At 68.6% G+C, this 25,746-nt stretch carries 17 protein-coding genes; 5 read left to right on the top strand and 12 right to left on the bottom strand.

Going from position 1 to position 25,746, the window contains the following annotated elements; translation table 11 throughout:
- Positions 1-30 precede the first annotated feature (30 nt).
- A complete protein-coding gene (locus tag AB4Y91_RS04240) occupies positions 31-4,068 on the top strand; it encodes an FtsK/SpoIIIE domain-containing protein (RefSeq protein ID WP_441417269.1) in 4,038 nt (1,345 codons plus the stop codon).
- A 26-nt stretch (positions 4,069-4,094) separates the two neighbouring features.
- Here AB4Y91_RS04240 and AB4Y91_RS04235 read toward each other — a convergent pair whose 3' ends face one another.
- On the bottom strand, positions 4,095-4,577 hold the full coding sequence (locus AB4Y91_RS04235; protein ID WP_441417268.1) for a hypothetical protein: 483 nt from the start codon (positions 4,575-4,577) through the stop codon (positions 4,095-4,097).
- A 239-nt stretch (positions 4,578-4,816) separates the two neighbouring features.
- Here AB4Y91_RS04235 and AB4Y91_RS04230 point away from each other — a divergent pair, with 239 nt between their 5' ends.
- Positions 4,817-5,065 (top strand): WhiB family transcriptional regulator, encoded by a 249-nt coding sequence (locus AB4Y91_RS04230; protein ID WP_003804966.1) that lies wholly within the window; start codon positions 4,817-4,819, stop codon positions 5,063-5,065.
- Between the two features lie 90 nt (positions 5,066-5,155).
- Here the strand turns inward: AB4Y91_RS04230 and AB4Y91_RS04225 are convergent, their stop codons facing one another.
- From AB4Y91_RS04225 to AB4Y91_RS04210, 4 genes are read right to left on the bottom strand one after another with little or no spacing between them, the layout of a single operon-like run.
- Positions 5,156-6,625: a sensor histidine kinase gene (locus AB4Y91_RS04225; RefSeq protein ID WP_441417267.1), complete on the bottom strand. Its 1,470-nt coding sequence runs from the start codon at positions 6,623-6,625 to the stop codon at positions 5,156-5,158.
- 34 nt (positions 6,626-6,659) lie between these two features.
- Positions 6,660-11,522 carry an NAD-glutamate dehydrogenase gene (locus tag AB4Y91_RS04220; protein ID WP_441417266.1) on the bottom strand — a complete coding sequence of 1,621 codons (4,863 nt, stop codon included), beginning with the start codon at positions 11,520-11,522 and terminating at the stop codon, positions 6,660-6,662.
- 58 nt (positions 11,523-11,580) lie between these two features.
- The gene (locus tag AB4Y91_RS04215) at positions 11,581-12,939 is read right to left on the bottom strand and encodes an AAA family ATPase (protein WP_441417265.1); all 1,359 of its coding nucleotides are present in this window, start codon (positions 12,937-12,939) and stop codon (positions 11,581-11,583) included.
- The gene (locus tag AB4Y91_RS04210; protein ID WP_441417264.1) at positions 12,939-13,580 is read right to left on the bottom strand and encodes a hypothetical protein; all 642 of its coding nucleotides are present in this window, start codon (positions 13,578-13,580) and stop codon (positions 12,939-12,941) included. The genes AB4Y91_RS04215 and AB4Y91_RS04210 overlap by 1 nt, the downstream gene beginning before the upstream one ends.
- A gap of 153 nt (positions 13,581-13,733) precedes the next feature.
- Between AB4Y91_RS04210 and AB4Y91_RS04205 the strand changes: the two genes are divergently transcribed.
- On the top strand, positions 13,734-13,949 hold the full coding sequence (locus AB4Y91_RS04205; protein WP_175321842.1) for a helix-turn-helix domain-containing protein: 216 nt from the start codon (positions 13,734-13,736) through the stop codon (positions 13,947-13,949).
- Positions 13,950-13,956: 7 nt separating this feature from the next.
- On the opposite strand, the gene AB4Y91_RS04200 is transcribed toward AB4Y91_RS04205, so the two are convergent.
- Complete coding sequence (locus AB4Y91_RS04200; RefSeq protein ID WP_441417263.1) at positions 13,957-14,529, bottom strand: hypothetical protein; 573 nt, start codon at positions 14,527-14,529, stop codon at positions 13,957-13,959.
- A 197-nt stretch (positions 14,530-14,726) separates the two neighbouring features.
- Here AB4Y91_RS04200 and AB4Y91_RS04195 point away from each other — a divergent pair, with 197 nt between their 5' ends.
- The gene (locus AB4Y91_RS04195; protein WP_441417262.1) at positions 14,727-15,563 is read left to right on the top strand and encodes a LysM peptidoglycan-binding domain-containing protein; all 837 of its coding nucleotides are present in this window, start codon (positions 14,727-14,729) and stop codon (positions 15,561-15,563) included.
- Between the two features lie 44 nt (positions 15,564-15,607).
- On the top strand, positions 15,608-16,093 hold the full coding sequence (locus tag AB4Y91_RS04190; RefSeq protein WP_441417261.1) for an Rv3235 family protein: 486 nt from the start codon (positions 15,608-15,610) through the stop codon (positions 16,091-16,093).
- Between the two features lie 103 nt (positions 16,094-16,196).
- On the opposite strand, the gene secA is transcribed toward AB4Y91_RS04190, so the two are convergent.
- The 6 genes from secA to mtrB form a co-directional block, all read right to left on the bottom strand.
- On the bottom strand, positions 16,197-18,935 hold the full coding sequence (gene secA / locus AB4Y91_RS04185) for a preprotein translocase subunit SecA (RefSeq protein WP_441417260.1): 2,739 nt from the start codon (positions 18,933-18,935) through the stop codon (positions 16,197-16,199).
- Positions 18,936-19,019: 84 nt separating this feature from the next.
- Positions 19,020-20,261, bottom strand: coding sequence for a winged helix-turn-helix domain-containing protein (locus tag AB4Y91_RS04180; protein ID WP_441417259.1), 1,242 nt, complete (start codon positions 20,259-20,261; stop codon positions 19,020-19,022).
- Positions 20,262-20,290: 29 nt separating this feature from the next.
- Positions 20,291-21,010 (bottom strand): ribosome hibernation-promoting factor, HPF/YfiA family, encoded by a 720-nt coding sequence (gene hpf / locus AB4Y91_RS04175; protein ID WP_441417258.1) that lies wholly within the window; start codon positions 21,008-21,010, stop codon positions 20,291-20,293.
- A gap of 143 nt (positions 21,011-21,153) precedes the next feature.
- The gene (locus AB4Y91_RS04170; protein WP_441417851.1) at positions 21,154-21,819 is read right to left on the bottom strand and encodes a ComF family protein; all 666 of its coding nucleotides are present in this window, start codon (positions 21,817-21,819) and stop codon (positions 21,154-21,156) included.
- 414 nt (positions 21,820-22,233) lie between these two features.
- Positions 22,234-23,952 carry an LpqB family beta-propeller domain-containing protein gene (locus tag AB4Y91_RS04165; protein WP_441417257.1) on the bottom strand — a complete coding sequence of 573 codons (1,719 nt, stop codon included), beginning with the start codon at positions 23,950-23,952 and terminating at the stop codon, positions 22,234-22,236.
- Entirely contained in the window at positions 23,949-25,694 is a 1,746-nt protein-coding gene (gene mtrB, locus AB4Y91_RS04160; protein WP_441417850.1) for an MtrAB system histidine kinase MtrB, read from the bottom strand. Before mtrB ends, AB4Y91_RS04165 begins: the two co-directional genes overlap by 4 nt.
- Positions 25,695-25,746 lie beyond the last annotated feature (52 nt).

The raw sequence follows: 25,746 nt of genomic DNA, 5'->3' as shown, positions 1-25,746 counted from the left end.
CAGCGCCTGACCGCAGGAAGGAGGCTCCCGGTGTTGCTGCAGTGCACCCTGGTCCGTGGACCCGTCGCGGCACAGCCGGGGATGCCCGTGGAACTGTCCATCGAACTGCCGGCGGGCTGCCCCGGCGCAGAACTGGAGTCAGCGCTGGCCCGGAAGTACGGCACTGTCAGGCTGACGGTGGACGGCTCTCCTCTCGATGCCCTGACCGCCGGCAACGCCCCGCTGGTCAACGGCGCCGTCCTGATCGACGGCGCCGGTGCAGGTCCGGCCTCCGACGGCGGATCCGTCTCCGGCGCGGCCTTACTGCTGGCTGTGCTCAGCGGACCAGGCGCCGGGACGGTACTTCAGCTGCGCCGGGGCCGCTACCTCTTGGGCCGCGCCGGCACGGAACTCGTGCTTCCCGATCCCGAACTGTCCCGCGAACACGCCCGGCTGGAGGTTACCGATTCCGCGGTCACCCTGGTCGATCTGGGCAGCGCCAACGGAACCACCGTTGACGGCCGTCCGGTGAAGAGCGGCCGGGTCACGAGCGACTCCGTCATCGGCTGCGGCCAGTCCACCCTGGGCCTGGTGTTCCGCGGCGGGCGCGCCGGGCGGTGCGGCGACGGGGCCGGAGGTGCCGGGGCCGGAAGTGCCGAGGCCGGCACTGACACGACGGAAGCACTGCGGATCCCCAATCCGGGCTCCCCGGCCAACCGCGCCGTGCTTCTCCTCACCGCGGTCCTGCCCTTGGCCGTGGGCGCCGCACTGGCCGTCGCCACTGGCATGTGGATGTTCCTGGCATTTTCCGCGGTTTCGGGAGTGGCCGTGCTGGTACCGGCACTGTCCGGCCGAAGACGGCGCCGTGAGCTGAAGGCGGCCGTAGCGACCGCGGCGGACGCAGACCGCGATCGACGACGCCGGGCTGCGCCGTCTGCCGCCGCTCTGGTCACCGACGCCGGGCCGCCGGAGTCCAGAGGTGCAGCGGAGGTTGAACCCGGGCCCGTGTGGCTGCGGCTCGGGCTGGCCCCGGGGAGGGCGAGAATCCTGTTAGACCCGGACGATCCCGGGTTCAGCGCCCCGCCCGTGGGCCCCGTCCCCGTGTGCCTGGACCCGTCGGCCCCGACCGAACTCCGGGGCCCGGCAGACTCCCTCGCGGGGCTGATCCGCTTCCTGGTCATGCAGCTTGCGAGCTACCCCCGGGCAGGCCGAACCCGGGTGCTGCTGCATGGCCCGGCGGCGTCCCTGCCCCTGGCGGCCCGCTTCCTGGCGCGGGTTTCCCTGTCCGCCAGTGATTCAATGACCGCCGCGCACCTTGCCGCCGGCCCCGGCCCAGACTGTGACCGCGGCGTGCTGATCATTGTCGCGGACACCGGAGGCGCCTCGGCGCTCTGCGCTGCGGCAACTCCGAACGGCTGGCAAGTACTCTGCTGTTCCGCTGCTGAGCAGACCGGTGCCGGCCGCCAGTCAGTCGTGCTCGGCGAGCGCCGAGCCTTTCTCTTCTCTGGCACCGCGAAAACCGCCTTTGCCCCCGACCTTGTTCCGGAAGACGTCTTTGACCGCTTCTGCCGGAACCGGCGCCAGCATGAATCCGCCACAGACAGCGAAACTGGGCAGATCCCGGACGATTGCCGCCTGGCCGACTTCCTGCCGCTCTCGGCCGCGGATGTGAAACAGCGTTGGGAATCCGTGGGCCGGTCGCTGATGCGGGGGCTGTCCGTTCCTGTTGGCCGCGCGGCATCCGGGCCGCTCCACGTGGACCTGCAGGCGGACGGCCCCCACCTGCTCGTGGCGGGAACCACGGGCTCCGGAAAATCTGAGTTCCTGAGGACTCTGGTGGCCGGGCTGGCGGCCAGCTACCCGCCGGACCTGGTTAACCTGCTGTTTGTCGATTTCAAGGGCGGCTCCGGGCTAGGGCCGTTGACCGGGCTGCCGCATTGCGTCGGCATGCTGACCGATTTGTCGAGCCACGAAGTGGAGCGCACTCTCGCCTCGCTCCGCGCCGAGGTCCGCCACCGGGAGGAGTTGCTGGCCGCGGGCGGCGTGCCTGACCTCACCGCCTACCAGGCACACGCCCTCGATACCGCCCAGGCGCCAGCACTGCCGGCGCTGCCCCATCTGGTCCTGGTGATCGACGAATTCCGGATGCTGGTGGAGGAGGCGCCCGCCGCGCTAAGGGAGCTCATGCGGATCGCAACCATCGGACGCTCTTTGGGGATCCACCTCGTAATGGCCACGCAGCGGCCGCAGGGGGCGCTCAACGCGGACATCCGAGCCAACGTCACAAGCAGCATCGTCCTGAGGGTCCAGTCGGAGCTCGAGTCTTCCGACGTCATGAACTCGCGGCTCGCCGCCGCCATTCCGCTGGGGAGTCCGGGGCGCGCCTACCTCGTGCGCGGAAGCGGGAGACCCGAGGAATTCCAGACCGCCGCCCTCGCGGCCCCCTCGCCCCCTGCGGGCACCGTCGTGACGGTCACGGAAGCCGCGACCCTGCTGCAGCGGAGACCCGCTGGCCTCCAGCCCCGCACGGATCGGGCCGTTGCTCCCAACCCGCAGCAGGACGTTTCTCGCCTGGTGCGCCTGACATCACGGCTGTGGGCGGAGGACGGCGGCGCGCTCCCCCGGCGCCCGATAGCGGAGCCGCTGGCGGGATCGCTGCCGCTTCCCCGCCACGCGGCCGGCCCCGCCGCCGCGGGGCCCGCGCGCGGGCTGCTGCTGGGGATGCTTGACGTGCCGGAAGAGCAGCGACTTCGTGAGCTCCGCTGGTGTCCGCTCGGCCATGGCCATCTGGCCCTCGTCGGCGGCGCCCGGGGCGGGACGCCGGCCGGGCCGGCAGGTGCCCTGAGTCTCACAGTGGACCGGCTGTTGGACAGCGCGGCCGAATCGCACCTGTATATCCTCGATGCGGATGGCTCCCTCCGCGGTGCAGCCGCCTCGCCCAGAGTCGGCGCATGGACAGGCGCCCACGAGCTGCGTCGGGCTGTCCGGGTACTCGAACGGCTGGGCGAGGAGATCCGCAACAGGCTGGCCGCTCCCCGAACAGCGGACACCCCGGCGCTGGTTCTTGTACTGAACAACTGGGGGTCGTGGGTATCAGCATTCCGGGCCGACCCTCTGGCCTGGGCCGAGGACATCGTCCACGACATCATCCGCGACGGCCCCGCGGCGGGCATTGCGGCCGTCGTATCCGGCGAGCGCGAACTCGTGGCCGCGCGGTTCTTCGCTGCGCTTCCCAACCGCATCTTCTTCCCCGCCGGGTCGACAGAGGAAACCCGGCACGGCTGGCCGCGACTGCCGGATATTCCGTCGATCCCCGGCAGGGTGGCCGTCGCCGGTCCCTTCGCCGAAGCCTCCCCGCACGCAGCCCAGCTCTACGGGCCGGCGGATGCAACATCCAGGCCGCGCACCACCGTGCCTCTAAGCGAGCGCCCCACGGCCCGGCCGTTCCGCGTCGAGCCGCTTCCGGCAAGAGTGACCGTCGCCGAGGTCCGGGCCCGAATCGGCCCGGAGTCTCCGCAGCAGGCACCCCCGGCAAAAGGCGTCCGGCTCTGGATCGGCGTGGGCGGGGACGAACTCGAACCGGTCGGTGTTCCGCTGCCACCGGCCAGCGTTCTTGCCGTCCTCGGCGGACCGGCTTCGGGGAAAACGTCCCTTGTCCGGGCGTTGCCGGATCTCAATCCCTTCGCGGACTGGCTGCCGCCCGCGGTGGGAAGCGATCCGGCCCGGCAGTGGTCCGCCGTCCTGGAGCGGGCGCGCACCGGACAGCTCGACCACGCGGCCATCGTGGTGGTTGATGACGCGGATCTCCTGGGCCTGGACGCCAACCTGCGGCTGTCGGAGCTCAACTCCTTGGGCTGGACGGTCGTGCTGACCGCGGGCTACAGTCCCGCGATCCAGCAGCGCGTGCCGCTAACGCTCCAGGCCCGCGGCCAGGGCAGCGGGATCCTGATCGGTCCCCGGAAACTGATGGACGGCGACCTTCTCGGTGTCCGGTTCGAACCGGAGCCCAGCCCGCCGCCCGGCCGCGCCCTTGTCGTGGTGAATGGCCGGACCTCGGCCGTGCAGCTGGCGGTCGCGGAACCGCCGTAGGCCGGACTTGCGTCTGTCCCGCGCGCCTACAGGGCCCGGCTTGAACCGCCCGGCCGGGACGCGAACGCAATGACCCGCTTGTCGAACAGCAGCACGATGGCCAGGGCCGCCGGCAGCAGCATGGCGAGTCCGGCCAGGGGGTAACCGCCGGTGAGGGTCGGGAAGCCGATGGTGAGCATGAACAGCTGGGCCACCAGCGCTCCGGCCCTGGGCCAGCGGTACCCGCGGAAGAGGAAATGGCTCACGGCAAAAAGCCATGCCGAGAACGCCAGCAGCAGACCGAGGGTGAAGACCGCGCCCCAGAAGGACAGGACGGGTGCACCGGTCAGCAGCTGGAATCCGTACCAGCCTGCGGCCACCAGCAGCGCCGCGGCCTCCAGGGCTGTGACGACCGATACGACGGTGATGCCGGCAGGTCTGACGGCGGGAGCCGGCACCGGGCCGCCTGCCTCTGGACCGCCGGGCTGCGGGTCAGCGGGATCTGCGGGGTTCACTGGGGGTCTTGACACACTGGCACCCTACCGGACATAGTCAAACAGAATTGGGGGTTCCGCCAGGCAATGTGACGCATCGCTCACGATTTGGCGGCATTTGTTCGGCAAATACCCCTTGTTTACACAGCGTTAACATGACACGCTTAATCCAGATGACCGAGGGGGCCCACAGGGCCCCTTTCTTATGAAGCCTCTAGTGAATAATTTCACAAGAGGCATTTAACGAATTCCCAGGAATGGAGTTACTGATCAGCATGGATTGGCGTAACCGCGCAGCGTGCCTTGACAAGGACCCGGAGCTGTTCTTCCCCGTCGGAAACACCGGCCCCGCCCTCCTGCAGATCGAGGAAGCAAAAAGCGTCTGCCGGCGCTGCCCCGTTGTGGACACTTGCCTCCAGTGGGCCCTCGAATCGGGCCAGGACGCGGGCGTCTGGGGCGGCATGAGCGAAGACGAACGCCGCGCCCTGAAGCGCCGCGCGGCCCGCGCCCGCCGCGCCTCCTGATTTTCAGCCTTCGGGCGACCCAATCAGCAGTGGCCTCGGACCGACTGGTCCGAGGCCACTGCTTGTTTAAACGCCGCGTCGTGGCTGCCTTTAGCGTGTGGCGAGGCTCAAGACCACCTGCACTGCGGTTCCGCCGCCCTCCCGCGGCTTCCATTGGATGCTGCCGCCGAGCTCGCTCGTCACGAGGGTGCGCACAATCTGCAGCCCCAGGCCTTCGGTGTAGGAGCCGGCCGGCAGCCCGACGCCGTCGTCCGCCACCGTCACGGTGAGCAGTTCGTCACCGTCCTCGCTCTCGGAGCGGTCGGCGATCAGCCAGACCGTCCCGGCCCTGCCCTCGAGCCCGTGCTCGACGGCGTTGGTCACGAGTTCGTTGATGACGAGGGCCAGCGGCGTCGCGAAGTCGCTCGGCAGCTCCCCGAACAGCCCGGAACGCTGGGTCTTCACTTGCTGCGAGGGCGAGGCAACCTCGGCTGACAGGCGGAACTGGCGCCCGATCAGCTCATCGAAGTCGACGCTCTGGGTCAGGCCCTGCGACAGCGTTTCGTGGACCAGGGCGATGGTCGCGACCCGCCGCATGGCCTGTTCGAGTCCCTGTTTGGCCTCGTCGCTGACCATCCGGCGCGACTGCATGCGCAGCAGCGCCGCCACGGTCTGCAGGTTGTTCTTGACCCGGTGGTGGATCTCGCGGATGGTGGCGTCCTTCGTGACGAGTTCCATTTCCCGCCGGCGCAGCTCCGAGACATCGCGGCAGAGCACCAGCGCCCCGAAGCGCTGCTGTTCGTCCCGCAGCGGGATGGCCCGGAGCGAAAGGCTGACGCCGCGGGACTCGATCTCGCTGCGCCACGGCATTCGCCCAGTCACCACCAGCGGCAGGGTCTCGTCGACCATGCGGCGGTCCCGCAGCAGCCCTGCCGTGACTTCGGCCAGTGACCGGCCCTCCAGCGATTCGCCGTCGCCGAGCCGGCGGAAGGCGGAGACGCCGTTGGGGCTCGCGTACTGCACGATCCCCTCGGCGTCGAGCCGGATTAGGCCGTCGCCGACGCGCGGGGCGCCCCGGCGCGATCCGGTGGGCGAGGCAAAGTCCGGCCAGAGTCCCAGGGTGCCCATCCGCAGCAGGTCGTAGGCGCACTGCCGGTAGGTCAGTTCCAGCCGCGACGGCATCCGGGAGCTGGAGAGGTCCATATGCGAGGTGACGATCGCGAGCGTCCGGCCGTTGCGGACCATCGGCACGGCCTCGACCCGCATTGCCATGTCGCTGCTCCAGTTGGTCTCGTTGGAGCGTTCGATGGTGCGGCTTTCCCAGGCTTTGTCCACAAGCCGTTTCAGGTCCGAACGGATCCCCTCCCCCACGAAGTCGGCGTGGAACACCGTATGCGTGGTGGAGGGGCGCACGTGGGCCAGCGCCACGTAGCCAAGTTCGGGGTGCGGGAACCACAAGGCAAGGTCGGCGAAGGCAAGGTCGGCGACCATCTGCCAGTCCCCCACGAGCAGATGCAGCCACTCGGCATCCCCCGGCCCGAAATCAGCATGCTCCCTGATAGGGTCCGTAAAGATTGCCACAGCACCTCCATTTGCGACGCGGGGCCGGCAGACCCTAGCGTCGGACGATTGACCTCAAGAGCCTCAATGCTACCGAGAGCGAGGCCATGTCATCGGCCTCGAGGGCGTTCACCTCGTCGAACATGCTCTTCGCCCGCCCAAGTTGCTCCACATTCTGGCTTTCCCAGGCCACCAGCCGCTCTTCCGCCGGCATATCCGCCGACGTCGCCTCCAGGACCGCCGTCGTCATATCCGAGACGGTCGAGTAGAGGTCGTCGCGGAGGGCCGCACGGGCCAGGGCCTGCCAGCGGTCCTTCCTCGGCAGCTTGGTGATGCGCTCGAGCAGCGAATCGGCGTGGAACCGGTTGAAGACCGTGTAGTAGACGTGCGCGATGTTCTCCACCGGCTCCGGGCTGACGTGCACAATCTTGGCGATGTCCAGCAGCACGAAGCTTTCGAACAGCTCCGCCCAGCGGTGCGCCAGGTCCTCGGGAAGCTCCCAGCTGCGGGCCTTTTCGAGCCACTGCGACACCCGCTCGCGGTCATCGCCGCGCAGGTAGTCCAGCAGCCGGGCCCGCATCGGATCCATCAGCGGCTTGAACTCCGCCACAATCTCCGCGATCGGCCGCGCGGCGTTGCCCTGGCTCAGCACCCAGCGGACGGCACGGTCCAGGAGCCGGCGGATGTCCAGGTGGACGGTGCTCCAGTGCTCGGTCGGGAACGACGCCGGCAGCTCGTTGAGTTCGGCCACCATGATGTCCAGCTCGTAGACCTCGCGGAGTGCGACGAACGCCTTGGCGATGGCCGACTGGGTGGCTGAGGTCTCCTCCATGGCGCGGAACGCGAACGTGATGCCGCCCAGGTTGATCATGTCGTTCGCGACGACTGTCGCGATGATTTCCCGGCGCAGCGGGTGGGTATCGAGTTCGGCGTCGAACCGTTCCCGCAGCTGCTTCGGGAAGTAGGCGCGGAGCGTCTCGCGGAACCACGGGTCTTGCGCGAGGTCGCTGTCGCGCAGCGCCGTCGCGAGTTCGATCTTGGCGTAGGCGGCCAGCACGGAGAGTTCCGGGGAGGTCAGTCCCTGGCCCTGTTCGAGCCGCTCACGCAGCGTCTCGGTGGTCGGCAGCGCCTCGAGTTCACGCTTGAGGTCGGCCGATTTCTCCAGCCAGTCCATCAGCCGCTCGTAGCTGGGGCTCCACTCGGCGACCCGCATGCGGTCGTTGAGCAGCAGGATGTTCTGGTCGATGTTGTCCTCGAGCACCAGGCGGCCGACTTCGTCGGTCATCGAGGCGAGGAACTCCGCACGTTCGGCCGGATCCAGCTTGCCGGCGGCCACCATGCGGTCCACGAAGATCTTGATATTGACCTCGTGGTCCGAGCAGTCCACGCCGGCCGAGTTGTCGATGGCGTCCGTGTTGAGGATGACGCCCTGCAGTGCGGCCTCGATCCGGCCGCGCTGGGTCATGCCCAGGTTGCCGCCTTCACCGACCACCTTCACCCGCAGTTCGCGGCCATCGACGCGGATGGCGTCATTGGCCTTGTCGCCGACCTCGGCGTTGGTCTCGGTGCTCGCCTTGACGTAGGTCCCGATGCCGCCGTTGTAGAGCAGGTCGGCCGGGGCCAGCAGGATCGCCCGGAGCAGTTCCGGCGGGCTGAGCCGGGTGGTGCCTTCCGGCAGCCCCAGCGCGGCCCGGACCTGCTCGGAGACGGGAATCGACTTAGCCTGGCGGGCGAACACGCCGCCGCCTTCGCTGATCAGGGACTTGTCATAGTCGTCCCAGGAGGAGCGGGGCAGCTCGAAGAGCCGCTGCCGCTCCGTAAAGGAGGCTGCCTCGTCCGGGTTCGGGTCCAGGAAGATGTGCCGGTGGTCGAACGCGGCGAGCAGCCGGATGTGCCGCGAGAGCAACATGCCGTTGCCGAAAACGTCGCCGGACATGTCGCCGACGCCGACGACCGTGAACGGCTCTGCCTGCGTGTCCAGGTCCAGCTCGCTGAAGTGCCGCTTGACCGATTCCCAGGCGCCGCGGGCGGTGATGCCCATGGCCTTGTGGTCGTAGCCGACGGAGCCGCCGGAAGCGAAGGCGTCGCCGAGCCAGAAGCCGTATTCGGCGGAAAGGCTGTTGGCGATGTCGGAGAACGAGGCGGTGCCCTTGTCGGCCGCGACCACGAGGTAGGAATCGTCGCCGTCGTGCCGCACGACGTCGGCCGGGGGCACCAGCCTCTCGCCCTCCGGGGTGGTGACCAGGTTGTCGGTCAGGTCCAGCAGCCCGCGGATGAAGGTCTTGTAGCTTTCGACGCCCTCAGCCATCCAGGCGCTGCGGTCCGCCGCGGGGTCCGGAAGCTGCTTGGCGTAGAAGCCGCCCTTCGCGCCGGTCGGAACGATCACGGCGTTCTTGACGGTTTGTGCCTTCACCAGGCCCAGGATTTCGGTGCGGAAGTCTTCCCGGCGGTCCGACCAGCGGAGTCCGCCGCGCGCCACCTTGCCGAAGCGCAGGTGCACGCCCTCGACCCGGGGCGAGTAGACCCAGATCTCGAACATCGGCCGCGGGAACGGCAGGCCGTCAATGCCGGAGGGGTCCAGCTTGAAGCTGACGTGCGTCTTGTTCTGGTAGAAGTTGGTCCGGAGCGTGGCCTGGATCAGGTTCTTGAAGGTGCGCAGCACCCGGTCGGCGTCGAGCGTGGCCACCTGCTCGATGGCCGTGTCGAGCCCGGCGCGGACCTGGTCCTGGCGCTGTTCGCGTTCGCCGTCGGGCAGCGCGGGGTCGAAGCGCGCGGCGAAGAGCGCGTTCAGGCCCCGGGCCACGTCCGGGTTGGCCAGCAGCGTGTCGGCCATGAATTCGAAGGAGTTGGTGTTGCCCATCTGCCGCATGTACTTGGCGTAGGCGCGCAGCACGATGACCTGGCGCCAGTGCATGCCTTCGCGCAGCACCAGGCGGTCGAAACTGTCCGATTCCACCACGCCGGACACTGCCGCGCCGAAGGACTCGCCCAGCAAGGCTCCGGTGCGCTCCGGGTCCACCCCGGCCGGGTATTTCAGGCCAAGGTCGTAGAGGAAGAAGTCGCGGTGGTCGGCCGTTTCGATCTCAAAGGGGCGTTCGTCCAGGACCTCAAGGCCGAGGTTGTGGAAGTACGGCAGGATCTGGCTCAGGCTCTTGGGCTCGAGCATGTACAGCTTGACGCGGGCGTCCTCCTCGAGGGTGGCGCCGGCACCGTGCGGAAGGTACACGTGCACGCCCGGCCGCTCCCCGCCCGGCTCGCCGGTGCGCTCGGCGGCGCCGTACTTCTCGAAGCGGGCGATGTCCTCGAGCGCGTCCTCGACTTCGTAGTCGACGCGGTAGCTGGCCGGGAACGCCTCGGCCCAGACGGCGGCGAGTTCCTTGGCTCCGTTCTCGCCGTCGGCGCCGGCCCTGGCGCGCAGGACCTCGGTGATGCCTTCGCTCCAGGACCGGGCGGCGCGGACCAGGCGCTTTTCCAGTTCGTCGCTGTTGACGTGGCTGACGTCCGCATCCTTGGGCAGCCGGATCCGGAAGAACAACCGGGCCAGGGCGGATTCGGTCATCCGCGCCTCATAGTCGATCGACACGGCGTCGAACGTCTCCCGCAGTTCCTTCTCGATGCGCAGCCGGACGTTGGTGGTGTACCGGTCCCGGGGCAGGTAGACGAGGGCAGACATGAACCGGCCGTAGATGTCCGGGCGCAGGAACAGCCGGGTCCGGCGGCGTTCCTGCAGGCGCTGGATGCCGGTGGTGATGGCGGCGAGGTCCGGGATTTCGATCTGGAAGAGCTCATCGCGCGGATAGGTCTCAAGGATGCCGAGCAGGTCCTTGCCCGAGTGGGAGTCCGGCGGGAAGCCGGCGTCGCGCAGCACGGCGTCGACCTTTTCACGGACGACCGGGATATCCCGGACGGAACCGGCGTAGGCGGTCGTGGCAAACAGGCCGATGAAACGCCGTTCGCCGTTGACGTTGCCGGCGGCGTCAAAGCTCTTCACGCCGATGTAGTCGAGGTACGCCGAGCGGTGAACGGTGGAGCGGGAGTTGGCCTTGGTGATTACCAGTGCCCTCTTCTCGCGCGCCTTCTTCCGGCCCGTTTCGGTCAGGTGCTGGATCTGGTGGCGGGTGTCGGCGCCGTTGCGCAATAGGCCGAGCCCGCTGTCCTCCCGCAGTTCCAGCACATCCTCGCCGGATTCATTCTTCAGGTCGTATTCGCGGTAGCCGAGGAAGGTGAAGTTGCCGTCGTCCAGCCAACGGAGCAGTTCCTGGGCCTGGCGCAGTTCGGCGATCTGCGCAGCCTGCGCCACCTTGTCGAGGTCGTCGGAAATCTCGTGCGCCTTGTTGCGCATCTTCGGCCAGTCTTCGACCGCCGCACGGACGTCGCCGAGCACCCGGGAGAGGCCCTCGATCAGCTGCTCCCGCTTGGCGTCGTCGACCCGTTCGATTTCGACGGCGATCCAGGACTCCATGTGCGAGGCGTTGTCCCCCTGGGCGATCAGGTGGGACAGGTTGGGCATCGCCGCTGTGTCGCCGCTGGAGATGCCCAGGTGCGAGGGGACCCGGGCCACCTTGACCAGCCGGCCGGTCTCGCGGTTGCGGGTGACGACGAAAAGCGGGTGGATTACGAGGTGGATCGGGGACTTCTGCCGGACCAGCTCGGTGTTGACGGAGTCCACGAGGAATGGCATGTCGTCGGTGACGATGTAGACGACGCTGGACTCAGCCTCGTCGGAGATCGAAATGTTCGCCACGCCGGGCTGCCGGGTTGCGGCCACCTGCAGGTGCGTTTGTGACCGTGCGGTCAGGACGTCATCGCCGTAGGCGCGGGCATCCTCCTCGGCGAGATGTTCGTAGTAGTCCCCGAAGTACCCTTCGCTGGCACCGATCGAAACGGGTTGATCCTCCACGCTGGACCCAGACGACATCGACAAACGCCTCCATCAAAAAGTTCACGGCCGCACCGTTGCAGCCCTCATGGCGAGCCTAGTCTTTTAGCCGGGGCTTTGCTGTGGAAGAAAGGACAGAGGATTTAAGATTTTGCTGGGCAGGTGCACAAACCAAGCTCCGGATGGCCCGGCGGAGGGTGGAATCCGGTGCGCTCTCGAGCAGCAACGAGCCAGCCAGCAGGGCGGCGTCACAGGCCGCCGGATCCGCCGGGAGGAAGGCTTCCAGCGGTACGGTCGGGCCGTAGCGCGCCCAAGCCTCACGAAGCTGGCGTTCCGGGGAACGGCCGACGGCGGAGGCGCGCACCTTGTTCAGGACCACGCGGGGACGCGCCTGCGGGACGGCGGCGTCCAGCTCGACCAGTCCGCGCACCAGCCGTGGCACTCCGACCGGGTCGGCGGCGCCGATGGCATAGACGGTGTCGGCCATTTCGAGGCTTCGCAGGGTGGCCGCGTTCCGGCGCGGCGCCATCGAGTCAAAGCTGAGTTCCTCGTCCGCCTCCAGGCAGAAGCCGGCGTCGATCACCGTGACCTCGGCGATCTCCCGGGCCCGCTCGTAGACCAGCGCGAGTGCCGCCGCCCGAAGTTCGGTCCAGCGGTCGGCTCGGGTAATGCCGGTCAGCACCCGGAACGTTCCAGCGCGGGTGGATACCGGGACGGCGATTTGGCGCAACGCTTCGCCGTCGAGCAGGCCCTGGTCGGCCAGCCGGCAGGCCTGCGCAAGTCCGGCCGCCTCGTCCAGCAGCCCCAACACCGCCGCGACGCTGGCGCCATAGCTGTCGGCGTCGACCAGCAGGACGGACTTTCCCTCCGCTGCCAGTTCGCCGGCCATATTGGCGGCCGTCAGCGTCCGACCGGGCGATCCGGCGGGACCCCAGACGACGATAATTCTCCCCGTTCCCGTTGCAGTTCCCGCTTCCCCGGCGCCGGGCCCGGGGCCAGCCCGCTCCGCCCCGGCCCCGCCGTCCAGAGTGCGGTCCGGGCCCGCCTGCGTGTGAAGGGCCGCGGAAGGGTCGGCCAAGCCGCTTGCCGGCGGACCGGGCCGCGCACCGGCAAGTTCCGCCACCGCGCCCGCGATCAGGGCGGCGAGCGCGGCTGCCTCCACCCCGGAAACCTCCGGGGTAACGCCGATCCCCCGAAGCCTGGCCGATTCCTCCGGGCTGTCGGTCAGCGCCACCACGGCGACTCCCACGGCGGACAGGCGGTCGACCAGCGAGGCGGTAAGCTCGCCGGTCCCCTCGGCGACGACGGCGGCCCGCGCCAGGCCGGTCTGGCAGGCGGCCAGCAGTTCGGCGAGCTCACTGCAGCGCCGGACGACGGACACCGGGCCATGGAGCCGCTCCAGCCCGCCGACCAGGTCGTCCCGGGTCCGGCCCACCGTCACCACCGGAATGCCCATCAGGGCGCGCCTCCCGGATTCCAGACCACGGAGATCTTTGCCTTGTTGGCCTGTGCCCCCAGCAGTTTGGGCATCTGCCCGTCCGACACGAGGACCATCACCACAGTGGACCGCTGTGACCCCAGGGCGGTGCTTCCCGGGGTGAGCTGCGCAATCTCGGCCCCCGGCAGCAGCAGCGTCGGCTCGCTGAAACCGTTGCGGGTATCCGGCAGCGCCACCCAGACATCCACGCGGGAGCCCGCCACCGCCTGCGGCGGCAGCGCCTCCTCAACGGAGATGGCGACCGGCTTGCGGTCCAGGGCGTCCAGCCTGCCGAAGCTTTCGCGCGGCAGGAGCTGGTCCTTGCCGATGCGCTGGACGGCGACCAGGCCGCTGTCCATGCCGGACTCCGGAGTGAGGTACTGCGGCTCGACGTCGCCCAGCCGGACCTTGACCCGGTGCAGCTTGTCCGGAGAGACCTTCTCCCCGACCGCAATCGGCTCGCTGGCGGCGTAGGCCTCGGTGGTCTGGTCCGCTGCCGCCACGAGTGACACAACGCCGACTACGGAGGCCAGCACCAGCAGGATGCCCACGAGGAGCCGCGGGTCCTTCCACGAGGGCCGCTTTAACCGGGCGCCGCCGGCTACCGTGCTCACACTCATGCGTCCTGCTCCCCCTGTAGTCGCAGCCCGGGCCGCGGGCGCCGGACACCCCTATTCTCACGAATTGGCGGCCCTGCGGGAAGACACCTAAGCAAACAGCAGCAAATTGTGGATAACGCCCCCAAACGCCAGCACCGGTGGCAAAATGGTGCCATGCCCCGATTCCTGACGCTCGCAGATGTTGCCGAGCAGCTCCAGATCAACTCCCCCGCCGCCTACGCGCTGGTTCGCAGCGGCCAGCTCAAGGCCATCCAGGTGGGCGGACGGGGCCAGTGGCGGGTCGAGGAAACCATGCTCGAGCAGTACATCCAGGAGCGCTACGCGGAGGCAAGCCGCATGATCGAGGAGGCCAAGGCCAAGGGCCACTGAGCCGCCCCTAGCTGTCGGCGCCCCGGACCGACCTGATCCCTGCGAGTGCGCCAAAGGGAACCGTGGCCACGCCGCTGACATTCGCAGGCCGACGCTCCTCCCCGACAGGGGTGAGCGCGAGGTCAAGGAAGTCGCGGCCGACCCTGTCGATGACGCCGTGCAGGACGGACTCGCCTGCCGCCCCTCGAGACACGACCACGGCCAGGTTGGCGCGGTCCCGTGCCAGTCCCCGCAGGGCACTGGCCAGCCCGAGCCGGTGCCGGGCCCCGTTGCCTGCGACCACCGCCAGCCGGGAGAGGCCGGCGTAGCGCACCGCCGACGCGTAGGGAATCAGGACCTGGTGCCGCTCCTCGTCGAGCACCAGCCACTGGCTGCCCACGTGGCTGAGCGTGCCCTCGTACAAAGTTCCGGAGCCAAGGTGGACGCCGATCCGCAGGCCCAGCGAGCCCCGCAACCGGTCCGCCAGCTCGACGGCGGCCGCATCCACCCGCGCCCGCTCGCCAATTTCGGCGTCCAGGTCCAGGCGTTCGCCGGCAGCCAGTTGCGCCTCCAAGTCTGCAAACAGGGCGTCCCAACGCATGGCGCCAGCGTAGGCGCACCCCCAACGGCGGTCAATCCACATTCTTTGCGCACCCCCTAGACAAACAGCTTCTTTGGGCATCAAACTCACTCCAAGAGCATCAAATGACATCAAACAGCAACAGAAGCCCTCCCGGACGCATTCAGCGAACCGGCCAAGCGGGCAGGACAGCGGCTCGGCCCGCAGAGGAGGCGGTTGTGGACCCAAGAAATTTTTCCGGCGCGGGCCGCCGGCGCGGGCTGGGCGCGGACGCGGCCATGGCCCTCGTCATCCTCCTGCTTGGGGCCTTCCTCGCCGGCTCGGGAGCCCGGCTCGCCCAGCGCCTGCATTCATCGGCGGCGAGGCGTCAATCCCCCTCCTTCGAGGACCAGATCGGGGTTGCCGCCAACACCGCCGGGCTGATCGTCGTCGTCTGGTGGGCGTTGTCCTTCCTGATCGCCTTCGTGGCGGCGCTCCTCGAACGCGAGGGCAGCCGCCGTTCCGCCGAAGCGGCGGGGAAGTTCAGTCCCGCCTTCATGCGCCGGCTGGCGCTGGCCGCCCTCGGGCTCCAACTCGCCACCGCCCCGCTGGCCCACGCAAACCCTGCCCCGGCCGGCCCGGAGACGACCGCCCCTCCCGCCGTTTCCGCCGCATGGATCCCCAGCGGGGCCGAGCTGGCCGCTTTCGCGTCCGGATCCGCCGCTCCCCCTCCGGCCCGTTCTCCTGCGCCGGAGCCTGAGCCTCCTGTCCCCTCCGCTATGCCCCGGAGCCTCGGCCTGGATCCTCACTGGATGCCGGCGCCGCCGCCGGTGGATCCCCGGTCCTTGGCGCCCTCCCCGCGGCGCGCCCCGGAGCCGGCGGGCACGGCGGCGGTCACCGTCCGGGCCGGAGACTCGTTGTGGAGCATCTGCGCGGCGGACCTCGGACCGCTGGCGTCCGACGTCGACATCGCCCTGGCGTGGCCGCGGCTCTACCAGGCCAACCGCGATGTCATCGGCAGCGACCCCGGGCTGCTGCTTCCCGGTCAGGTCCTTCGGATGCCGCCCGCACGCTAAACCAAGCCAACCCGCAATCCCTCCACGACAGCAAAGGAAGTCCCATGAGTCCCATGACCGGTAACCGCGCAGGCACCGCTGTCCCCCTCCCGGTGGCGCCGCCGGGTCCCCGCCCCGTCCCGCTGCATGCTCCCCGCCCGCCTGTGCCAGCCGGTACGGCACCGGTCCTGCGGCTGGTGGACCAGGACCGCGAGGTGTGTGCGATTTGCCGCTCGACCGTGCAGGCCGCCATCGAGGTCCTTGCCGGTACCCGCCCCGCACAGCAGCTGGCCCGCCGGCTCGACGAGCGCTGCCTGGCGGCGCTGCAGCACCGGGCCGCGCTGACCCGCCGCGTGGCTTCGGGCACCTCGCCGACGGCGGGCCGGCTGCACCGGAATCCGTCCGTCCGCTCGGTCCGCGCCTGCCGGGTGTCCGAGGACGTCTATGAGGCCAGCGCCGTCGTGTCCGACGAACTGCGCGTCCGCGCCGTCGCCCTGCGGTTGGAGCGCAGCAGGCTGGTCTGGCGGGTCACCGTTCTGGAGATCGGCTGAGGATCCGCGCCAGGACCCAGGGAAAGGAGGTCACCATAAATGAAGCAGGGCCGGAACTGTCGTTCCGGCCCTGCTTGTGCGCTCTAGTCCTTGCGGCTGAGGCCTAGCGGCGCTTCTTCTTGCTGGCGCGCCGCGGCGACTCCTGGGCCGCGGCCTTCGCCGGGTTGCCGGAACGGCCGGAGGACTTCGCCTCGACCCGGGTCTGGGCCGCGCCGTCCTCGCCCGGCGCCGTGTACTGCAACTGGGCCGGCTTCTCCGGCGCTTCCAGGCCGGCAGCGTGGATCTGCGGCTCGTGGTGCTCCGTGTGCTGGCCCGCGGCGTCGGCCACCACGACGTCCTCCGCCGGGGTCACCTCGACCTCCAGGTTGAACAGGAAGCCGACGCTCTCCTCGCGGATGGCCTCCATCATGGCCTGGAACATGATGAAGCCCTCGCGCTGGTACTCGACCAGCGGATCGCGCTGGGCCATCGCCCGCAGGCCGATGCCTTCCTTGAGGTAATCCATCTCGTACAGGTGTTCCTGCCACTTGCGGCCGATCACGGAGAGCACCACGCGGCGCTCCAGCTCACGCATGCTTTCCGAACCGATCAGCTCTTCGCGGGCCTGGTAAACCAGACGCGCATCGGAGAGGATCTCTTCCTTCAGGAACTCCACCGTAATCCGCGACTTGCCGCCGGCCTCGTCAATCACGTCCCGCGGCGAGAAGCTGACCGGGTACAGGGTCTTCAGGTTGGACCAGAGCAGGTTGAAGTCCCAGTCGTCGCCGGTACCTTCGGCGGTTGCTTCATCGATGAACGCGGTGATCGTGTCCTCGAGGAAGTACTGGACCTTTTCGTGCAGGTCATCGCCTTCCAGGATGCGACGGCGGTCGCCGTAGATTGCCTCGCGCTGGCGGTTCAGGACGTCGTCGTACTTCAGGACGTTCTTGCGCTGTTCGGCGTTGCGGCCTTCCACCTGGCCCTGGGCCGAGGCGATGGCACGCGAGACGAGCTTCGATTCGAGGGCAACGTCGTCCGGCACCGAGCTGTTCATCAGTCGTTCGGCCGCGCCGGAGTTGAACAGCCGCATCAGGTCATCGGTCAGCGACAGGTAGAACCGGGACTCGCCGGGGTCGCCCTGGCGCCCGGACCGGCCGCGCAGCTGGTTGTCGATCCGGCGGGACTCGTGGCGCTCGGTGCCGAGCACGTAGAGTCCGCCGAGGTTGAGGACTTCCTCGTGCTCGTCCTTGACCGACTGCTTGGCGGCCTCGAACGCGGCGGGCCAGGCGGCCTCGTATTCCTCGGAGTTCTCTTCCGGATCGAGCCCGCGCTGGGCGAGTTCGGCGACGGCGGTGAACTCGGCGTTGCCGCCGAGCATGATGTCGGTACCACGTCCGGCCATGTTGGTCGCGACCGTCACGGCGCCCTTGCGGCCGGCCTGCGCCACGATGGACGCTTCCCGGGCGTGATTCTTGGCGTTCAGGACCTCGTGGCGGATGCCTTCCTTGGCCAGCAGCCGGGAGAGGTATTCGCTCTTTTCGACGCTGGTGGTGCCGACCAGGACCGGCTGGCCCTTTTCGTGCCGCTCGGCGATGTCCTTGACCACGGCGTCGAACTTCACGGTCTCGTTCTTGTAGACGAGGTCCGGCTGGTCGATGCGCTGCATGTCCCGGTTGGTGGGGATCGCGACAACGCCGAGCTTGTAGGTGCTCATGAACTCGGCGGCTTCGGTTTCGGCGGTACCGGTCATGCCCGCGAGCTTGTCGTACATGCGGAAGTAGTTCTGCAGCGTGACCGTTGCGAGGGTCTGGTTTTCGGCCTTGATCTCGACGCCTTCTTTGGCTTCGATCGCCTGGTGCATGCCCTCGTTGTAGCGCCGGCCGGCGAGGATGCGGCCGGTGTGCTCGTCCACGATCAGCACTTCGCCGTCGAGGATGACGTAGTCCTTGTCCCGCTTGAACAGTTCCTTCGCCTTGATGGCGTTGTTCAGGAAACCGATCAGCGGGGTGTTCGCGGACTCGTAGAGGTTGTGGATGCCGAGGTAATCCTCGACCTTCTCGATGCCGGCCTCGAGGACGCCGACGGTGCGCTTCTTTTCATCGACCTCGTAGTCGGTCTCGGGCTGGAGGCGCAGCACCACCTTCGCGAACTCGCTGTACCAGCGATTGGTGTCGCCCTGGGCCGGTCCGGAAATGATGAGCGGGGTGCGGGCCTCATCGATGAGGATGGAGTCCACTTCGTCGACGATGGCGAAGTTGTGGCCGCGCTGGACCAGTTCGGACTTGTCCCACGCCATGTTGTCGCGCAGGTAGTCGAAGCCGAATTCGTTGTTGGTGCCGTAGGTGATGTCCGAGGCGTACTGCTCGCGGCGGACGGCGGGGTCCTGGTTGGAGAGGATGCAGCCGCTGCTCAGGCCGAGGAAGCGGTACACGCGGCCCATCAGGTCCGACTGGTACTCGGCGAGGTAGTCGTTGACGGTGATGACGTGGACACCCTTGCCGGTGAGGGCATTGAGGTAGGCCGGAGCGGTGGCCACCAGGGTCTTGCCTTCACCGGTCTTCATTTCGGCGATGTTGCCCAGGTGCAGGGCGGCGCCGCCCATCAGCTGGACGTCGAAGTGGCGCATCCCCAGGGTCCGCGAGGATGCCTCGCGGACGGCGGCGAAGGCCTCCGGCAGCAGGTCGTCGAGCTTCTCCCCGTCGCCGTGGCGGGCGCGGAGACGGTCGGTCTCTTCGCGCAGTTCGGCGTCGGTGAAGGTCTTGAAGGAGCTTTCCAGGGCGTTAATGGAATCGGCATAGTTCCGCAGTTGCCGCAGGGTCTTTTTGTCACCCGTGCGGAGAAGTTTTTCGATTAGTGATGCCACGTGAAATTGCTCCCAGTCTCAAGCTGCCGAATTCCGGCGTGTTTAGTCTACGGGAGAGACGCAGGGCGGGACGCGCCTGTTCCCTCAGAGCGGATGCAGGCCTGCCACGGCCTGCCCGAGCGCCGGCGCCAGGTCCCCCACGGGGGCGACAACGACCCGGTCCAGCTCCAACCACTCTGCCATGAGCTGCAGTTCCTCGGCGAGTTCGACGGCGGTGTCGGCCGGCGCGCCGGGCTCGGCGTGGCTGGCCCGGGCGAGCAGGCTGCCGGTCGCCCGGTCCGCCTTCAGGTCCACGCGGGCCACGATTCCGTCGCGCAGCAGGAAGGGCAGCACGTAGTAGCCGTAGCGGCGTTTGGCCTCGGGGGTGTAGATCTCGATCCGGTAATGGAAGCCGAACAGTTCCTCCAGCCTGCGGCGTTCAAAGACCAACGAATCGAAGGGGCTCAGCAACGCGCGGCCGTTGGCGGCGCGGGGCAACCCGGCGTCGGCGTGCCGGTACAGCGGCCTGTTCCACCCGGCCACCGTCACGGGCTCCAGCCGCCCGGCGTCCACGAGGTGTTCCACCGCAACGGCGGCGGCGCGCAACGGGGTCCTGAAATAGTCCGCGAAGCACCGCACGGTGCCGATCCCGTGCGCCTGGGCTGCGGCGTCGATCAGCCGGATCATGGCGGCCGCGGCATCCGGCTCCCGGCCCGCGGCGGGTGGTCCCGGCGCGGCCGGGACGCTGCCGGCCAGGACCCTCGAGGTCAGCGTATAGCGGCGTTCGAAGGACTCGGTCCGGGACGCGGCCGAGACCAGGCCCTCCTCAAAGAGGTGCTCGAGGACCCGTTTGACCGCGTTCCAGTTCCACCCCCAGTTGTCCTTGGGCCGGTCCTCGACGTGGCCCAGCCTGGCCGTGAGTTCGGCGGCGGTCAGCGGCCGGCCCGCGGCCAGCGCCTCCAGTACCCGCCCTGCCACCTCGCTGCGGAGCTCCGGATCCATGGCATGCGCGCCGACCCATTTTCGGTTCTGCCACAGCACGAGATCCTGGAAATGCTCGGGCCGGATGAAACTGGCCTCGTGGGCCCAGTACTCCATCATCCGTCGCGGGTGTGTCCCCGCCATGCGGTGCAGGATGGTGCGGTCGTAGTTCCCGAGCCGGGAGAAGAACGGCAGGTAGTGGCTCCGCGAGAGCACGTTGACGGAATCAATCTGGACCAGGTGGAGACGGGCAAAGGTACGGCCCACCGCCCGTGCGCTCACGGGTGCGGCGGGCCGGACCTTGTCCAATCCCTGGGCTGCCAATGCGATCCGCCGTGCCTGCTTGAGGCTCAGCGATGCGTGCACATCAGTCCCTTCGTCGGATGGTCACCAGCTCAGGCGCTGGCGGGCTCATCCTCTGAACGATAAGCGATGATCTTTTCTTCCAGCGGAGCCTCGCCCGGTTCGCAGGTCTGGTCCAGGCTGATCACGCCGTAGGTCCAGCCTTCACGGCGGTAGACGACCGACGGGGCCTTCGTCTCCTTGTCCACGAACAGGTAGAAGTCATGGCCTACGAGTTCCATGTTGTCGACGGCGTCGTCGAGCGACAGGGACGCCGCGGGGAAGACCTTGCGGCGGATCAGCACGGGCGAGTCGCCGGCAGGAATATCGTTTTCCACCTCGTACGGCGACTTCTCGGCGGACCGGGGCTGCGGCGGATGGCTCGCTTCCTCGTAGATGGGCTCGCTGGTGCTGGCAGGTTCCAGGGTTGCCGTCGCCTCGGTGACGGACTTCGGAGTGTGCCGGCCGTGGTGGACCTTCTTGCGGTCCTTGGCACGGCGCAACCGTTCAAGAAGCTTGTTGTAGGCCAGGTCGAACGCGGCAAATTTGTCTGCGGCGCTGGCTTCGGCACGGATCACGGGCCCTCGGCCCAGGACGGTCAGCTCGACAGTGAGCAGTTCTGCGGTCTGCCGGGCCTTGGTCTCCTTGGTAACCTTGGCGTCCACCCTCTGGACCTTGTCCCCCAGTGATGCGATCTTCGAGATCTTTTCGTCGGCGTATTCGCGGAACCGGTCCGAGACCGTCAAATTACGACCGCTGATCATGAACTCCATGGTGCCCTCCAAATGACTTCGGTGACACGACGGCGGCACTTCCCGGGGCTGATCTGACTGACAGTCGAGCCCCTTTCCGAGCCGCTATCGACAGGTACATCTGTTCTTGGTACCCATGTTCGACGTTAGTTCATGGACCCCTGTTATTCATCTTTTTTTGGTTTATTTTTTTCCTCATCGCCGGGGTTCCCCGCCAGCCCGGGGATTGCCGCGGCAAAGTTGTACCGGGCGGGCGGGCGTGTCGCCGCGAGCACCACTGCGCCGCGGACCAGCCCTCCCGCGGCGTGCAGCGCGCGGGCCGCTTCCGCCAGCGTGGCGCCGGTGGTCAGCACGTCGTCCACGACGATGCAGGGCCGACCGTTCAGCTCCGGCCGGCGGAGTCCGCCCTTGATCCGCATCGAACCGCGTACCCGCCGGGTCCGGGCCGCGCGGCCCAATCCCTTCTGCCCGCCGGGCGAGCCGGCCGCCAGCCCGGGTCGGCCCCGGGGACCGTTTAGGGTGGGCCGCGCCTGGCGCAGCACGTCGGCGACGTCGGCTCCGGCCAGGGCGGGGATACGCCGGGCCCGCGCAAGCAGGAGGTGGACCGGGCTGAAGCCCCGGCGTCGAAACGCGGCACCGCTGGTAGGCACGGGCACCAGCAGGATTCCTTCCGCCCGGCCGGCCGCGGCGCCGATGGCTTTGACGAGGGCCTTGGCCAGTTCCTCGGCCAGCTGACGCTGGCCGTGCCTCTTGAAGGACAGCAGGGACTGGGCCAGCTCGCCCCGGTAGACCCCGGCTGCCACGACCGGCAGCAGGACCGAGCCGTCCATGTCCACGAGGGCAGGGGCCCGCCCTTCCGCCCGGAACGGCCGCCGCGTCAGCTGGCGGACACGATGCGCGCAGCCGGCGCACAACGTCCGGTCCTCCGCGCCGCAGCAGACGCATTCCACCGGCGCTGCCAGCGCCAGTAACTCCGCGGCAGCTGTGGCGGCACGGTCCGCGATGCGCTCCGTCCAGCGTCGGTAGCCACCACGGTGTTTCGCTGCCGGGGGTACCGGGGCAAGGTCCGGGTCGACAGCGCGGATTCTGGTGCTGTTTCCGGTGCTGTTTCTGGTGCGATGCCGGCGTTTGTTCACCCTTCAAGGCTGGGCGCCGCCGGTCCGCCGCGGAAGCCCTCCCGGCTGCTATGTGGACATCTGTCCGGGCGCCGCCCGGCCCCTCCCGGTCAGCCCGGCCCCTCCCGGTCAGCCCGGGTAGGAGGGGTCGATGGCGCCCTTGACCTGCGGCGACCAGCCGTTACCGAGCCGCTGGAAGATGCCCTCCGTGGATTGGCCGTAGATCTCCGTCGGTCCGTTGCCGGCGCTGAGCGCGGTTAGCCCCGGCCAAGGTGCCAGCAGCTGCGGCGCCCCGGAGGTAAGGGACAGCAGCTCGGGCGTGACGTTGTCGTTCGCCGAGCTCTTCATCACGGCGACGGTCGTGTCGTTGACCCAGACGCCCCGGTCGGGGGCACGGGCTGACAGGAGTGTGATCGGCGCGGTGAGGTCCCTCGGGGTGCCGTCGCCGTTACGGATGATTCCGGTGATCTGGACGCTGGTTTTGCCGTTCAACTCCGAGATGACGAGTGCACGGGTTCCTTCGCGCGAGACCCTGAACTCCTTGATGCTCCGTCCGGCGAGCCAGGGCGGGGTCATGGTCACGGCAGGCACGTTCGCTCCCGGCGCGGTCCCGGCAGGATGGTAGGCGAGAACCTCGGTGGCCCCGTTGCTGCCGGGCCCGGCGGTCCAGACCCAGTCGTAGCGGTCGAAGGACGGCCGCGACAGGCCTGCCCGCGTGGTGAGGGCGCGCGCCGGCTGGCCCGGCAGGATTGAATACAGCGTGGTGCGGCCGGCGTTGAGGAACGCCGCTGCCTGGGACACCGGCGATTCGGCGGGCACACGCGGCGCCAGCGCCCGGACGGACTGGATGTCCGGCAGCGGACCCAGCTTGTTGTTCTCATAGCGGACCAGGTCGTTGTTGCTGACGGCGATCTGGTGGGCGGGAACGTCCTTGTCCCGCACCGGCGGCAGCACGGAGCCGTCGTCTTCGACCCGGACAAGGTCCTGGTTCGCCCGCAGCTCCACGTTGATCACGTCGGGCTGGCTGCGGAAGGTCAGCGCCAGCTGGGTCTGCATGCGCAGCCGGTCCTCGTTGGAAGCGTCCACGAGCTCCTTAGCCGTGAGGTCCACCTGCGCGGCGCCGGAGACCACCGGCACCGACTCGCGCGCCAGCTTCATGCCCGAAGGGAACGCGCTTACGACGGCGCCCTTGAGGTAAGGGGCCGGGCCGCCGAGCAGGGCGCTGGTCATGGCCTTGACGGTCTTCTTCTTGATGAACCAGCGCATGTCCGGCACCGCGTAGGTGAAGGTGGGGTCGTAGAAGTAGATGGGGTAGGCGCCGTAGATGACCTTGAACGTCTGCTCGGGGATGGCGGTGCCATCAGGGATTTCCGAGATCCTCCACTCGCCGTCGACCTTGGTCAGCGTTGCGGGAATGCTTTCCTTGGAACCTTCCGGCAACGGCGTGGCGATCCCGTCGGCGTCGACCGAATACGCCAGGTCCAGTTCGTAGTTGAAGACATTTTCGACGGCGGTGCGCACCACGCGGGCGGAACGGAAGACCAGCACCCGCTGGTCCGGCTTCCACTTCACCGAGGAGGCCTGGGTGAGGTACTGCCGGGCCACGGCATAGTCGTCCTCGTAGCCGCTGCCCGCGAGGTAGAAGTCCTCGATCATTGCCTCCGGGCCCGCCCCTGCCCGCGGAGCCACGGGGAAGAAGACCGGTGCGTTGTTGGGCTTTCCGGCGCTCTCGTCCGTACTCTTTCCTACCGGGCCGGAGCGCGGAATCTGCGCGCACGAGGTCAGAAGGAGCAGCACCAGCGCCAGCAGGGCCCCGGCGAGCCTGGTGAGTTTCCCGGCACCTCTCATGGCTGCTCCTTCGTTGTGTCGGGGCCGGACGGGGCCGGACGGGGCTCCCTGACGGCCGTCTCCAGCAGCAGCATCGTCCGTTCACGCACGACGCCGGCGGGCCCGACGTCGGCGGGTTCCAGCTGGAGCGGTGATCGGGTGATCGTTTCGCCCTGGCGCAGCGGCAGGGTCAGTCGGAAGTTGGAGCCCCTCCCCTTGTCGCCCCAGGCCTGCAGCCAGCCGTTGTGCAGCTTGGTGTCCTCGGTCGCGATGGACAGACCCAGGCCGCTGCCGCCCGTGGTGCGGGCGCGGGCCGGGTCGGCGCGCCAGAAACGGTCGAACACGCGCGCGGCCTCCGCGGCGGTCATGCCTATTCCATGGTCCCGGACGGCGACGGCCACCGCGGTGTCGTTTGCCGCCACGGAGATGTTCACGGGCCGGCCCTCGCCGTGCTCCAGCGCATTCAGAACCAGGTTCCGCAGGATCCGGTCGATCCGCCGGTCATCCATCTCGACGATGATGCTGCGTGCGGGGGCATTCAGCGTCACCTCCGAGCCGTATTCGGCCGCCACCGGGGCCACCCCCTCGATCACGTGCGAGACGAGCTGGACGATGTCGGACGGTTCGGCGTCGAGCATGGCCACGCCGGCGTCGAACCGGGAGATTTCCAGCAGGTCGGCCAGCAGCGACTGGAAGCGTTCCACCTGGTTGTAGAGCAGTTCCGCGGACCGCTTGTTGATCGGGTCGAAGTCCTCACGGGCGTCGTAGAGCACCTCCGCCGCCATCCGGACCGTGGTCAGCGGGGTGCGGAGCTCGTGCGAGACGTCCGAGACAAACCGCTGCTGCATTTGGGACAGGGTGGCCAGCTGGGTGATCTGCTCCTGCAGGCTGGCGGCCATGTGGTTGAAGGAAGCGCCCAGCCGGGCGACTTCGTCTTCGCCTTTGACCACCATGCGCTCCTGCAACTGGCCGGCGGCCAACTTTTCGGAGACAACGGCAGCGTGGCTGACCGGGCTGACCACGTTGCGGGTGACGTACCAGGCCACGGCGCCGATCATGAGGGCCAGGGCGGCGGCACCGGCCAGCAGGACGTTCTGGATTTCGTCCAGGGTCTTTTGCGCCGTGTTGAGGTCGTAGATCAGGTAGAGCTCGTAGACCGTGCCGTTGAAAGTCACCTTGTTGCCAACCGCGATCCCGGGGCGATCCTCGGTTCCCACCGGGAATTCCGTGGAGGCCCAGAACTGGTCTTTGCCGGAGTCCTGCACCGCCTTGCGCAGCTCGGGCGGGATCACACTGATCGTGAGCTGGTCGGACGCGCGCGACTCGACCCACCGGTTGCGCGGCTTGGTCTGTTCGGGCATGGCCTCGAAGACGTAGCGCCGCTGGATCACCGAGCCGCGGCCTTCGACGGCGTTCAGGGTGTCGTAGACGAGGGTGATGACGCTGGACTGGTCGGTGACCTGCGCGCCGTCGAACGTGTCCTGGACCTGCTTGACGTTGTAGCGGGTCTCCGACTCCGCCTGGGCCAGCCGCTCCTGGAATAGGTTGTTGGCGATCTGGTTGGAGAGATACGCGCCGACGACGGCGAAGGAACCGATCGCGAGCATGAGGGTGGTGAGCACGGTGCGGAACTGCAGGGACCGCCGCCAGCGCCGGTGCACGGCACGCAACAGGTACCTGGTTGCCGGCAGGATGCGGGACGCACCGGTGCGGACCAACCGGGCAACGCGGGCGGTGACAATCCGGGCCCGGCGGCTCCAGATCCGGGCCCTGAAAAGCGGGGTCTGTCCACGGGACGATGACGGCGCCGTCTGG

The organism is Arthrobacter sp. YAF16, assembly GCF_052113385.1.
Taxonomy (GTDB): Bacteria; Actinomycetota; Actinomycetes; order Actinomycetales; family Micrococcaceae; genus Arthrobacter.
The sequence above is the reverse complement of the archived record's forward strand: the minus strand, read 5'-3'. Positions and strand labels throughout refer to the sequence as shown.